At 63.9% G+C, this 12,598-nt stretch carries 10 protein-coding genes; 5 read left to right on the top strand and 5 right to left on the bottom strand.

Translation table 11 applies throughout. From position 1 onward, the window contains the following. The first annotated feature begins 33 nt into the window (after positions 1–33). From KOM00_RS13115 to KOM00_RS13095, 5 genes are all read left to right on the top strand, one after another. Positions 34–210 carry a hypothetical protein gene (locus KOM00_RS13115; protein ID WP_216499390.1) on the top strand — a complete coding sequence of 59 codons (177 nt, stop codon included), beginning with the start codon at positions 34–36 and terminating at the stop codon, positions 208–210. Positions 211–360: 150 nt separating this feature from the next. Continuing rightward, entirely contained in the window at positions 361–1,173 is an 813-nt protein-coding gene (locus KOM00_RS13110) for an electron transfer flavoprotein subunit beta/FixA family protein (RefSeq protein ID WP_216499389.1), read from the top strand. A gap of 108 nt (positions 1,174–1,281) precedes the next feature. Then, positions 1,282–2,631 (top strand): electron transfer flavoprotein subunit alpha, encoded by a 1,350-nt coding sequence (locus KOM00_RS13105; RefSeq protein WP_216499388.1) that lies wholly within the window; start codon positions 1,282–1,284, stop codon positions 2,629–2,631. 289 nt (positions 2,632–2,920) lie between these two features. Next, a complete protein-coding gene (locus KOM00_RS13100; RefSeq protein WP_216499387.1) occupies positions 2,921–4,891 on the top strand; it encodes a (Fe-S)-binding protein in 1,971 nt (656 codons plus the stop codon). 227 nt (positions 4,892–5,118) lie between these two features. After that, positions 5,119–6,459, top strand: a complete 1,341-nt coding sequence (locus KOM00_RS13095) for a radical SAM/SPASM family putative metalloenzyme maturase (RefSeq protein ID WP_216499386.1) — start codon at positions 5,119–5,121, stop codon at positions 6,457–6,459. On the opposite strand, the gene KOM00_RS13090 is transcribed toward KOM00_RS13095, so the two are convergent. The 5 genes from KOM00_RS13090 to KOM00_RS13070 all read right to left on the bottom strand — a co-directional run bounded on the left by KOM00_RS13090 (position 6,443) and on the right by KOM00_RS13070 (position 12,468). Beyond that, positions 6,443–8,740, bottom strand: coding sequence for a response regulator (locus tag KOM00_RS13090; protein WP_216499385.1), 2,298 nt, complete (start codon positions 8,738–8,740; stop codon positions 6,443–6,445). The two genes, KOM00_RS13095 and KOM00_RS13090, sit on opposite strands and share 17 nt — an antisense overlap. A 67-nt stretch (positions 8,741–8,807) precedes the next feature. Beyond that, positions 8,808–9,668 (bottom strand): substrate-binding domain-containing protein, encoded by an 861-nt coding sequence (locus KOM00_RS13085; protein ID WP_216499384.1) that lies wholly within the window; start codon positions 9,666–9,668, stop codon positions 8,808–8,810. A 146-nt stretch (positions 9,669–9,814) separates the two neighbouring features. Next, positions 9,815–10,225 carry a hypothetical protein gene (locus tag KOM00_RS13080; protein WP_216499383.1) on the bottom strand — a complete coding sequence of 137 codons (411 nt, stop codon included), beginning with the start codon at positions 10,223–10,225 and terminating at the stop codon, positions 9,815–9,817. A 5-nt stretch (positions 10,226–10,230) separates the two neighbouring features. Beyond that, positions 10,231–11,403, bottom strand: coding sequence for a vWA domain-containing protein (locus tag KOM00_RS13075; protein WP_216499382.1), 1,173 nt, complete (start codon positions 11,401–11,403; stop codon positions 10,231–10,233). Positions 11,404–11,406: 3 nt separating this feature from the next. After that, positions 11,407–12,468 (bottom strand): hypothetical protein, encoded by a 1,062-nt coding sequence (locus KOM00_RS13070; protein WP_216499381.1) that lies wholly within the window; start codon positions 12,466–12,468, stop codon positions 11,407–11,409. Positions 12,469–12,598 lie beyond the last annotated feature (130 nt).

Raw genomic sequence — 12,598 nt, 5'->3', positions numbered from 1 at the left:
TATTTTCAGGATGTCTAAAGAAGGGGAGAAGTCATGAAGGACAGAAGCCAGAAAAAAGTGAACATCATCTCGATCCGTATGAGCGACGACGAGCGGGACGCAATCCAGAAGCTGATGGACAAGAGGGGGAAGAAGGCTTCCTTCATCATGCGCGAGGCGTTCGCTCTGTTCCGTGAGCAGTGGGAACTTTCCCGGCGGATGGAGGCGTAAGCCGCCAGCCACCAGTGCCTCGCGCCGAACTGCCACCGGAACCCTGATGGACCCGGCGGACGCAATGGACCTGGTGGAGCCGATGAACTGTGGCTGAAAGTCGGTGGAAGCTTTTCGGTCAATGTTTGTTTGTGAAGGAGAGGAGTTCGCATGTACGTAGTTGCTTGCATCAAACAGGTGCCGGATACGACCCAGGTGCAGATTGACCCGGTCACCAACACGCTGGTGCGCGATGGCATTCCCTTCATCGTCAACCCTTACGACACCCATGCCCTCGAGGAAAGCCTGCGCATGAAGGCCCGCTACGGTTTCAAGGCCGCCGCTCTCTCGATGGGGCCGCCCAACACCGAGGCGACGCTGAGAAAGGCGCTGGCTTTGGGCGTCGACGAGGCGATCCTCTGCTCGGACCGCGCCTTCGGCGGGGCGGACACCCTTTCAACCAGCAACGTGCTGGCCGCGGCGATCAGGAAGCTGGCCCAGGAGGACGAGGTGGGGATCGTGTTCTGCGGCAAGCAGACCATCGACGGCGACACGGCCCAGGTGGGCCCGGGTATCGCCATACGCCTCGGGTTCTCGCAGCTCACGCTGGTGGACCGGATCGAGCACCTGGACTTCCTGTCCAAGAAAATAAGGGTCCGGCGCAAGCTGGAAGGGCGCTACGAGATCGTGGAGGCGAAGCTCCCGGCCATGATCACCGTGGTGCGCGAGCTGAATCGCCCGCGCTACCCGACAGTCCCCATGCGGCTCAAGGCGGCCAAGGCCGAGGTGAAGGTCTGGGACAACAACGAACTCAAGCTGGACCCGAACAGCGTCGGCCTTAAGGGGTCTCCCACCTGGGTGAGCAGGATCTTCTCGCCGCAGCGTGCCGCGGGCGAGATCATCGGCGACGGCATGGGCGACCCGGCGGGGACCGCCCGGTTGCTGCTGGAGAAGCTGGTGGCGAGCGACATGCTGGCGGTGTAATCGCCAGGCCGACCGGAGCAGGAGCTCCCCCCCAAAAAACCTCCCCATCGGGGAAGGGTACGAGGACCTGTCGGCGCTGTGTAATTTATTAACGAGAGGACTGAGCTGATGGCTGAAGCCAAAACCAAACTGAAGAAGCCGCGGGGCAAGGTTCGCCTGATCGAGGGGAAGTGCATCGCCTGCGGCGCGCGCTGCCAGAGCAGCTGTCCGGTGGACGGCATCCAGATGAGCGAGGGGGGCGAGCCGCAGATCGAGCTCTCCAAGTGCATCGGCTGCCTGAAGTGCGTGAAGGCCTGCCCTGGGTCGGCCCTGGAGATCTTCTACTCCCCCGAGGAACTGGAGATCCTGGCGCAGCTCGCCGGGCAGCAGGAGCTGGCCGAAGAGGATGCGGACCCGGACGAGCTGGCGCGCCGCGAGCTGGTGGCGGCCTACCGCGGGGTCTGGGTCTTCGTGGAGCAGACCGAGGGGGAGGCGGCCCGCGTATCCTGGGAGCTCATGGGCAAGGGTAAGGAACTCGCCGCCAAGCTGGGGGTCGAGCTCTGCGCGGTGGTCATGGGGGACCAGGTGGAGCACCTGTGCCACGAGTCCTTCAGCTACGGCGCGGACAAGGCCTACCTCATGGACCAGCCGGTGCTCAAGCACTACCGCACCTACCCGTACCTGGACGCCCTGTGCCACCTGATCGACAAGTTCAAGCCGGAGATCGTCCTCATGGGCGCGACCGGCATGGGACGCGACCTGGCCGGCGCCGTGGCGACCCGGGTCAAGACCGGCCTCACCGCCGACTGCACCGGCCTGGACATCGACGCCAAGCGCAACCTCATGCAGACCCGCCCGGCCTTCGGCGGCAACATCATGGCGACCATCATGTGCGACCGCTTCCGTCCCCAGATGGCGACGGTGCGCTCCCACGTGATGCCGATGCCGGCGCAGATGCCGGGTCGCAGCGGCAAGATCGTACCGGCCAGCCTCCCTATCTCCGAGGCGGACATCTTCACCAAGGTGCTCGAGGTGATCCGCGACAAGAAGGCGGGTGACGTCGACATCGCCGGCGCGGAGTTCATCGTCTCGGGGGGACGCGGCATGATGGCCAAGGAGAACTTCGCCATCCTGCAGGAGCTGGCCGACGAGTTGGGCGGCGTGGTAGGCGCCTCGCGCAGCGCAGTCGACGCGGGATGGATGCCGGGCGACCGCCAGGTCGGGCAGACCGGGAAGACGGTGCGCCCCAAGATCTACATAGCCTGCGGCATCTCCGGCGCGATTCAGCACCTGGTGGGTATGCAGGACTCCGACCTGATCGTCGCCATCAACCGCGACAAGGAAGCCCCCATCTTCGAGGTGGCCAATTACGGCATCGTGGGCGACCTGTTCGACGTGGTCCCGGCCCTTGTCGCCGCCCTGCGCGAGATGAAGGCGAGCAAGGGGAGCGTCGAGGTCAAGGACAGCAAAGCGGCGTAGCGGACGGCTTCTCCCGTCGCAGCCGGCTTACAGGAACTCTCCCTCGCCCTTCGGGCCTTCTCCCGCCGTAGGGCTTCGACCCGCAGGGAGGAGAGGGGAGGGGTGAGGGGACCGCTTGCCGTGGTAATGCGTCGACGTGGGGTTGAGGCATCCCCCTCCCCCTGACCCTCTCCCACCTCCGGACGGCGCCCTACGGTGGGCGAGCCCGGGGGGCGAGGGCTGAGTGGGCCTCGGGAGAATGGAGCAAGCGACCGCCACCGCTTACCATCACACTTACAAGGACACGCATATGCAACCTGATCCTGTCATCTTCACACCGCTTCTGGCCGCAGCCTGCGCGATCTTCGCCTGGAGCTGCTACCGCCGTTTCAGCCTCGTCGCCGTCGGCGCCGCCGAAGACCGTTTCTCGAGCCTCCCGGAAAGGCTGCAGGGGATGTTCGAGTTCGCCTTCCTCCAGAAGAGGGTGGTGAGCCGTCCCTTCGGCGTCAACCATCTCTTCATCTTCTGGTCGTTCCTGATCCTGGCCGTTGCCAACACGGAGTTCCTGGTGGCGGGGGTATTCCCTGCGGCCAGGCTTTCGGCAGTTCTGCCGCAGGCGCTCTACCTGCCGCTGGTCTTCGTGTTCGACGTGGTCTCGCTCTGCGCCCTTACCGCCGTGGCGATCGCGCTGGTGAGGAGGGCGGTGGCGCCTCCCTACGAGGGAGCCCGCACCGGCGAGGCCTTCGGCATCCTCTCCATGATCGGCACGCTGATGCTCGCCTACTTCGGGCTCCACGCGGCCGAGATCGCCCTGGGCGCGGAAGGCGCCGCCCAGTCCATGCCGGTCTCACGGGCGCTCTCCTCGCTTCTTTCGGGGGAGGGGGGGGAGACGCTGAAGAGTGTGGCCCAGGTTTCCTGGTGGCTGCACGCAGGCGTGCTCCTGTTCTTCCTGAACTACCTTCCCTACAGCAAGCACATGCACATCCTGGCCGCGATCCCCAACTGCTTCTTCAAGGGGCTCGATGCCCCGAACACGCAACCGCGCGAGGAGTTCGTCGAGGGGAACGTGTACGGCGCCGGGAGCATCGACCGCTTCACCTGGAAGGATCTCTTCGACTCCTTCTCCTGCACCGAGTGCGGCCGCTGCGAGAAATCCTGCCCGGCCGCCAGCACCGGCAAGCCGCTCAACCCGCGGCTGGTGATGCACGACATCAAGGTGAACCTTCTGGCCAACGGCGATCTGTTGCAGCGCGGCGGCGAGCCCACCGTGCCGGTGATCGGCGACGCCGAGGGGAGCATCAGGCCCGACGCTCTCTGGTCCTGCACCAGCTGCGGCGCCTGCCTGGCGGCCTGCCCGGTCTTCATCGAGCAGATGCCCAAGATCACCAAGATGCGCCGGCACCTGGTGCAGATGGAAGCCGATTTCCCGGAAGAGCTCCTGAACCTCTTCGAGAACATGGAGCAGCGCTCGAACCCGTGGGGGATCGCCCCCGGCGAGCGCGGCAAGTGGGCCGGCGGCCGCGACGTGCGGCAGTTCGAGGCGGGCAAGACCGAGTACCTCTACTTCGTGGGGTGCGCGGGATCCTTCGACTCGCGCAGCAAGCAGGTTACCCTCGCCATGACCCGGATCATGGAGGCGGCCGGTGTCTCCTTCGGCATCCTCGGCAAGGAGGAGAAGTGCTGCGGCGACAGCCTGCGCCGGCTGGGGAACGAGTACCTCTTCGACAAGATGGCCAGGGAGAACGTGGCGCAGTTCCAGGAAAAGGGTGTGACCAAGGTGGTCACCCAATGCCCCCACTGCTTCACGACGCTCAAGAACGATTACCGGCAGTACGGGCTGGAGCTGGAGGTGATCCCGCACGCCGAGTTCATCGAGTCGCTTCTGGCCCAGGGGAAACTGAAGCTCGACCACCACGAGAAGAAGGGTGGCAACATCGTTTTTCACGATTCCTGCTACCTCGGCCGCCACAACGGGGTCTACGAGGCGCCCCGCACGGTGATCGCGCAGGCCACCGGGAGCGCGCCGGCCGAGATGGAGAGAAACCGCGAGAATTCCTTCTGCTGCGGGGCCGGCGGCGGTCGCATGTGGATGGAGGAGCATCTCGGCGAGAGGATCAACCTGAACCGGGTCAACGAGGCGCTGGCGGGCAAGCCGAGCACCATCTGCACCACCTGCCCCTACTGCATGACCATGATGGAAGACGGCCTGAAGGATCGCTCCAACGGCGGCACCAACGTGAAGGACATCGCGGAGCTGGTGGCCGAGGGGCTTAAAGCCTAAGGAAAAATCCTGGGTTAGGGATAAGCAGGGGCTAGGGGGGCGGGCTGGAACAAAAACAGCGACAACCGGCTCCACACGAACTCTTCGCCTCCCGGGAACGGCCGGACGGGACGTCTTGATTGGGGCGGCACCTCCCCGGTCCGGTCGTCTCCCGGGGGGCGAGGGGGTAGTCGAACCTCCTCCCGTACCTGGGAAGGCACACACGCGACTAAGACGAGGATCGATAGATGCAGACCAACGCAGCGGCGCTGTCAGAATTCATGCCGGCCAACGAGCCGGCCTTCCGGGAATACCCTTCCAAGCTGTTCGTGGAAACCACCAGCCGCTGCAACCTGAACTGCGTGATGTGCATGAAGCAGAACGGTGACGGCAGCCGGGACAGGGACGGCGACCTCGACCTCGCCACCTTCAGCGAACTGGAACCGGCGCTCCCCAACCTGGAATCGCTGGTCTTGAACGGCGTGGGCGAGCCGCTACTGAACACGCGCCTGGAGCACTTCATAAGCCGCGCCAAGAAGCTCATGCCGGCAGGAAGCTGGATCGGTTTCCAGAGTAACGGGCTGCTTTTGTCGCACCTGCGCGCCGTGTCGCTTCTGAACGCCGGCGTGGACCGGATCTGCCTCTCGATGGACGGTGTCGACGCCAACACCTTCAGCTCCATCCGCTCGGGGAGCCAGCTGGTCGACCTGGAGCACGCCCTCAACGCCCTGGGCGCCGCCAAGACCGCCTGCCGCCGTCCCGACATGGAGATCGGCGTCGAGTTCGTGGTGATGCGCGACAACCTGGGGCAGCTTCCCGCGGCGCTCTCCTGGGCGGCCGAGTTCGGCGTCAGCTTCGCGCTGGTCTCCCACCTGCACCCCTTCGACGAACCGCACCTGCAGCAGTGCAGCTACGACATCTGCACCGACGAGGCGATCACCCTGTTCCAGAGCTGGAAGAGCAAGGCCGACCTAAAGGGGGTCGATATCCGCCGTTATTTCGAGGTTCTCTGGAATTACCGCAAGACCGACAAGGACAGGCAGATCATCGATTTCGTGGCGGCCATGAAGTCCGATGCCCAGCAGCGGGGGATCACGCTGGACCTGAAGAGGCTTTTTACGCTGGATATGCCGAAGATCCACCACAGCCAGGATATCTTCGAGGAGGCTGCGCAGGTTGCGCGCAGGACCGGGATCGACCTGCGGCTGCCGGAGATAGCCCGGCGCGAGAAGCGCGGCTGCAGCTTCATAGAGAAGGGGAGCGCCTTCATCTCCTGGGACGGCGGCATGCACCCCTGCTACCACCTGTGGCACCACTGCAGTTCCTACGCCAACGGCTGGCAGCACCCGGTGCACCCCTGGGTGTTCGGCAACGTGAAGGAACGCGGCGTGATGGAGATCTGGAACAGCCCCAGGTTCCGCGGCTACCGCGAGAACGTCGTGCGTCACGACTACCCTTCCTGCGCCGAGTGCAACACCTCCCCCTGCGACCTGGTGCAGGCAGAGCGTTTCGACCAGGATTGCTACGTCAACACCGAGCCTTGCGGCAGCTGCCTCTGGAGTTCCGGCGTGTTCAGGTGCCTGGACTGACGTTTCTCAGGATCTCCCTCAGTTCCGAGAGCTTGTAGGGTTTCTGGATGAACCCGGCGACCTCCTTGCCCAGGAATTTCTGTTTCAGCTCGACCTCGCTGAAGCCGCTGGACATGACGACCTTCACGCCGGGGGCGAGCTTTTTCAGTTCGTTCAGGCACTGGTCGCCGTCCATGTTGGGCATGGTCAGGTCCAGGATGACCACCCCGATGCCGGGGGTGGCCTGGTACGCCTCGAGCGCTTCCTTACCGTCGCTGGCCGTTATCGGGGAAAAGCCCAGTTCTTTGAGCATCTCCGACCCGATGTTGCGCACGGTCTCCTCGTCATCGACCAGAAGGACGTTCCCGGCCCCTTGCCACTGCACGGAAGCCCTGGGCTGGGGCCTTGCGGGCTCTGCCCGCTGGTCGCTGGCCGGTATGAGCACCTTGATGGTGGTCCCGAGGTCGGGCTCGCTGTAAACCACGATGGCCCCCTTGTGCCCCCTGACAATCCCCAGGACTGCCGCCATCCCCAGGCCGCGACCGGTGAACTTGGTGGTGAAGAAGGGATCGAACAGCTTGGCCAGGGTGTCGTCATCCATGCCGCAGCCCGTGTCCGTTATCTCGAAATATACGTAGAGCCCCTCCGGAAGTTCCTCGTTTTGCCACACGTTCCTCAGGTAGCTGCGGTCGCACTCGATGCTGCCGGTTTTCACCGAGATGGTCCCGTTTCTTTCCCCGATGGCTTCGGATGCGTTGATGACCAGGTTCATGATGACCTGGCGGATCTGTGTCGTATCGGCTTCGATATGAGGAAGCGACTCGGCGAGATCGAATTGCAGCACCGCCTTCTTCGAGATGGAAACCTCGAGCATGTGCAGCATCTCCTGCAGGAGGCGGTTCAAGTCGAGATGTTCGATGATGAACTTGCCTTTGCCGGAGTAGGCCAGCATCTGGGCCGCCAGGTCGGCGGCGCGGGCCGAGGCCTGCTCTATGCTGCGCAGGTTGCCTATGGCCGGCGACTCCTTGTTGGTCCGCATGAGGGCAAGTTCGGCGTTGCCCATGATGGCCATGAGGATGTTGTTGAAATCATGGGCGATCCCTCCGGCCAGCACCCCAAGGCTTTCCAGCTTCTGGGAATGCAGGAGCTGTTTCTCCAGCTGCTGCTGTTCTTCGACCATGCGCCTGCGCTCGGTGACGTCGCGGGCCAGCATTATGAAGCCGGTGCAGGGGGTCCCCATCGCGGTGACCGAAAGTTCGAACCACATCTCCCCCTGCGGCAAGGCGAGGGAATATACGGCCCCTCTGTGAGAGCCGTTTTTCTCCGCCTCCGCCAAGGCCGCCATGATGATCCGGGCCGGTTCTTCCGGCAGTATGTCCGGGATGCTCCTCCCCATGAACTGCTCCGGCGGGAGGTAAAGGAGGTTCATGGCCGATGAGTGGAACTCCTTGATCACCCCGTCCCGGTCGGTCCGGAACATGAGGTCCGGCATCGAGTTCAGGATGGCTTCCTGAGACTCCTGGGCGAGACGCACGCTCGCCTCGGCGCGCTTGAGCTCGGCGATGTCGCCCTCCAGCCGCTGCGCCATCAGGTTGAAACTTCTGCAAACCGTTTCGATTTCGCCGACCGAGGAGGAGGTCACCCTGGCCGCCATGTTCCCCGCCGTGAGCTGGTCGGCGACCCGGGCCAGTTCGCTGACCGGGCGCAGCACCAGCCGGTTCGCGGCAACGTTCAGGGTGATGGCGAGGGTGAGCGACATGAAGAGCATTCCCACCAGGATGATGGCGGTCTGCCGCAGCAGTTGCGCGTGGATGTTGTGCTTGCTGAGCCCGATCCGCACCGCCCCCTGCACCGATGAATCGACCATGATCGTTTGGGACAACTCCACGACGTCCAGGTCCTTTTTCAGGGCCGCGATGATGGTGCCGATGGGAGCGTCGGGGGGGAGCTTGTCCAGGTAGGGCTTTAGCTTGGCGCGGGAGCTGTTCAGGCTGGCGACGGCGGTGGTGAGGGCGTTTCCCCGTTCGTCCTCGATCACGGTGTAGATGATCTCGTCGTCGTGCACTTCGGCGACCAGGGCATCCAGCTGCAGGGTGTCTTTCAGGATGAGCGCGTCGGTGCAGACCGACGAGACATACCTCGCGAGCCCTCTCCCCTTGTTCTCGAGCGAGCGCTCAAGCTTGTTCTTCTGGGCGGCGAACAGGGTTGCCGCCACGGCCACTGAAAAAACGAGGATGATGCTGAAGGAAAGGAGGAAAAACCTTCGCCGCAGACTCAGATTGTTGATCTGCCACCACCCCATGAATACCTGCCTTCCCCTGGCGGCGCCCCCTGCGGTTTCCGAAGCGGGCTCCCTTGTGGGCGGATACCTACTTGATGTTCATCCTGAGCCACTTCTCCATCTCGCGAACCGAGTCGTAGTCGGCATCCCTGGGGACGATGAACCTGTCGATCTTGATGGCCGAGAGAATCGCTTTCCCCTCCGGGTCCTTATGCATGTTCAGGAAGATGTCCCTGACGCGCGCCTTCAAGGCGGGGTCGATGTCCTTGCGGGTGACGATGGGAGGGATGCCGTAGCGGGGTGACCTGGCGATGATCTTGGTCTGGCTGGTGAAACGCGGGTCCTTGCTGGCGGCGTAGTTGTAGATCAGGCTGTCCACGCTGGCGCCGTCGACGATTTTCTTCGCTACGGCTTCGATGGCCTTGTCGTGGGTCTTGGTATAGATGATCCTGCCGAAAAACTTCTCGGGGGGGAGGTTGAATCTCTTGCCGATCATGTAGGTGGGGACGATCTTGCCGGTGTTCGATTTGGGGTCGGTGAAGGCGAAGCTCTTTCCTTTGAGCTGCGCCAGGTCGGTGACGTTGCTGCTTTTGTGCGCGATGATGTAGGCGTAGTAAAAGGGCTCCCCGTACGATTGCGGCGCCACGAGGAGCTCGACGCCGAACTTCTCCTTGTCCATCACGTAAGGCCCCGAGCAGACGAAGGCCATTTTCAGCTCGCCTTTTTCCAGCAGCCTGTCCGTCTCGTCGTAATTTTGCTTTTGCACCATCTCGACCGGTCGTCCCAGTCGCTTGCCCACGTATTCGATGATCTGCCGGTAGTATTTCACCGTTTCCTGCGGCGAGATCATGGCCGCGACGCCGAACTTCAGCGGTTCGGCTGACGATGCTGTAACGTCAGCAACGCAAAGAGTAGAGATAAGAGCAGCTAGGACTGCGGCCAGCTTCATCGCGTACCTCCTGCAAATTCCGATTGTTTCTGATGCAGATCTGTATGCCCTGGAAAGTCAAAAGGACTTTTTTATGACAGAGTCACGAATCATTGACACAGTTTAACACCGCGGGCAGAGTAATCAAACCGGTGCACTGCCATTAATTACAGATCCCCGGTCATCTCCTGCAACAGGTACAGCTTGGGATTCACCTTGCGCACGCAGTCGATCACCTCGCGCAGCATCGTCTCGTCCAGCCCGCACTCCTCGTCGATCCCCTGGAAATAGGGGTACCCCTTGGGGAGCGGGGTGAGCGCGCCGTCGCGCAAGAGCATCACGTCGACCAGCTCGTTGATCCTTCCCTCGGCTTCCCACGGGTCGCGGTAGTTGAACTGCCGCGCCACCACATGCAGTCCCATTCCGTTCTCGAAAATCGCCTTCACCTCGAAGGAGAATTCCCTGGGGGCGCTGTAGTTCTCGCTGCGCCCGGAGCGCACCATCACCTGGGCGCCCGCCTCCCTCAGGATCTCTCCGACCGATTCGGCGGTCATCGGCACCGGCGTCGTTTCTTCCATATCCGTCACACCTCCAGTCTCAGTTCGATGCCCCACGGGGCCGGTTTCTCCCCCTCCGCGGTCAGGACCCACAGGGTCGGGAGCTCCATCTGCTCCGGTACCGGGCCGATGCCGTCGGTGAGGTAGATCACCGCGGCGGGGAGGGGATGCATGGTCTTCGCGTACTCGAAGACGGGGCGCAGGTCGGTGAAGCCGCCGCCGTCGTAGCGTTCCGGCACGAAGGCGCTCCCCTTGAACGCCTCCACCTGCTGGATCCTGCTGTTGGCGTAGAGCACGGTGATGGCGGCGTCGCGGCCGCGGGCGATCTGCAGCAGCTCCGTGGCGAACGCCTCCCTGAGCTCGACGATGTCGGTGGAGTCGCTCACGTCGATGCCGACCAGGAGTGTCAGGCGGTGCCGCTTGCGCGAACCCGGGGTGTCGTGCTCGAAGCGGCGGTGCTCGCGCATCCAGGTGCTCTTCCTGCCGATCCTCCCCGCGGTGGCGACGAACTGCCGGAGCACCTGGCGCCAGGGGATGGGGGAGGGGCGTAGGATCGCCTCCACCACCCCCCTCACCTCGGCCGGGGCCTCGCCGTCGCTGCCGCGCAGGCTCTCCCGGGTCACCGCGCGCAGCATCTCCTCGGCCAGCGGCAGCGGCGTGCTGTCGGCGTCGCTCCAGATGGCGTGATCGTCGAGCGTGGAGGCCCCAGCGGGATCCCTGCCCGCCCCCGAGGCCCCCTCGACCTCCTGCGCCTCGTCGCCGAAACCGCTTCCCGAGAGGTTGCCGACGTCGAAGGGGCGCACCAGCAGCCGGTAGTACTCCTCGGCGGCGAGGCCGTCGGGTAGGTCGAACTGGTTCGGGTAGATCGCGTCTTCGGGGAGTCCCGGGGTGTCCGGGTTGATGGCCAAGTCGCAGCAGAGGTCCCAGTCGTGCGAGTTCCTCCCCTTGCCGCGCAGCATGTGCAGGTGCAGAAGGTGCTTCACCAGGTGCTCGAGCAGCGCCTGCTGCTGGGTTGCGCTGAGGAGGGAGAAGGGGGCGGGATCGACGGCGAGCGTCGGGGTGCCGTTGCGGATGGTTACCCCGGCGGCCTTCCCGTTGAGCGGGCGTTCCTCGCGGCGCAGGTTGAGCAGGAAGTGGCCGTAGAAGGGGCGCTCCTTCAAAAGCCGCACCACGGCGTTTTGCAGCGTGCCGGGTGACACCGGTTACCCCGCCTGTTGGCTGATCGCCTGCATGGCGTCGAAGATGACGGCGTCGTGCTTGTCCTTCACCAAAAGCAGCGCCACTTCGGGGATCTTCAGGAGCGATTTGACGAAGCCGAAGCGGAGGTCGCGCGGCAGGACGGCGATGTAGGATACGAGGTTGTCTTCCTGCTCCTCGCTGAGTCCGGGGGAGACCTGGAGCAGGGCGGAAAGGTCGTTGATGGTGGCGGCCTGCACGTCGTCGCGCTGCGCCTCGGCCCGTCCGGCCACGCCCGCCCAGTCGTTTAGCACCTCGTCCGCCGTCACCGGCCTTCCCTTGCGGTCGGAAAGCCAGCGCATGAAGGCGATGGCGGCCTCCTTGCCGACGATCCCGGAGTAGACCTCCATCTCCAGTTCGGCCGGGAAGCGGCAGTTCTTCTTGAGCACGCTCACCATCTCCCAGGCGCGCTCGCTCGGCTCCACCTGCATATCCATCGGCATCCCCTGCTTGGCGAGGAAGCCGTGGTTTCCCGCGAGGAACTGGCGCACCTCGCCGGCGAACTCCCGCCTCTGGGCGTAGCGTGCCCAGCACTGGTAGTCGGTCTCCACGAAGAGCATCACCATGCGGTCGATGAGCGCGCGGTCAAGGGTCGCCACCTGGTAGCTCCCGTCGGGAGGGTTGATGCTGACCACCACCTTGTGGCGGCGCGAAAGGGTATGGGTGTGGATGGCGCGCAGCATCCCCTCGCCGGGGGGCTCGACGAACTGGAAGATGGCCTGCAGGGTGTCCTCCTGCTGGGCCCGGTTCAGCTCGTCGCAGTGGATCACGGTCGGGAGCTCCTCGTCCCCCGGCAGCCACGACGGGCGCGACCACTGCATCACGTCGCCGCTTCGAAACGGGATGCCGACCAGGTCGCCCACTTCCATCTGTCCCAGGCGCAGCGAGACGTAGCGCCGGTCCAGCTCGCGGCAGGCCTGGAGGATCCCCGCACTCTTGCCCACCCCGCGGTGTCCCACCACGCAGGGGGTGAGGTCGGTCTTGGAGAGGATCTCCTTCACCACGATCTTCATCTGTTCCACGTTCATGGCTTTGCCACCTTCCTGCATCTGAAGTTCGAGCCGAAACGATATCTTACACAGATTCATGAGAAGGTGGAAGGGGAAATTGGCAGCCCGGTTGGACGAAGTTAATTTTGTTGGTAGTATTACGGCTGTT

Origin of the sequence: Geomonas diazotrophica (assembly GCF_018919385.1) — a bacterium.
Taxonomy (GTDB): domain Bacteria; phylum Desulfobacterota; class Desulfuromonadia; order Geobacterales; family Geobacteraceae; genus Geomonas; species Geomonas diazotrophica.
The sequence above is the reverse complement of the archived record's forward strand: the minus strand, read 5'-3'. Positions and strand labels throughout refer to the sequence as shown.

Coding starts and splice junctions, on each gene's coding strand:
- KOM00_RS13095 (WP_216499386.1), top strand. CDS start 5,119: ATGCAGACCAACGCAGCGGCGCTGTCAGAATTCATGCCGGCCAACGAG.
- KOM00_RS13080 (WP_216499383.1), bottom strand. CDS start 10,225: ATGGAAGAAACGACGCCGGTGCCGATGACCGCCGAATCGGTCGGAGAG.
- KOM00_RS13100 (WP_216499387.1), top strand. CDS start 2,921: ATGCAACCTGATCCTGTCATCTTCACACCGCTTCTGGCCGCAGCCTGC.
- KOM00_RS13070 (WP_216499381.1), bottom strand. CDS start 12,468: ATGAACGTGGAACAGATGAAGATCGTGGTGAAGGAGATCCTCTCCAAG.
- KOM00_RS13105 (WP_216499388.1), top strand. CDS start 1,282: ATGGCTGAAGCCAAAACCAAACTGAAGAAGCCGCGGGGCAAGGTTCGC.
- KOM00_RS13115 (WP_216499390.1), top strand. CDS start 34: ATGAAGGACAGAAGCCAGAAAAAAGTGAACATCATCTCGATCCGTATG.
- KOM00_RS13085 (WP_216499384.1), bottom strand. CDS start 9,668: ATGAAGCTGGCCGCAGTCCTAGCTGCTCTTATCTCTACTCTTTGCGTT.
- KOM00_RS13090 (WP_216499385.1), bottom strand. CDS start 8,740: ATGGGGTGGTGGCAGATCAACAATCTGAGTCTGCGGCGAAGGTTTTTC.
- KOM00_RS13110 (WP_216499389.1), top strand. CDS start 361: ATGTACGTAGTTGCTTGCATCAAACAGGTGCCGGATACGACCCAGGTG.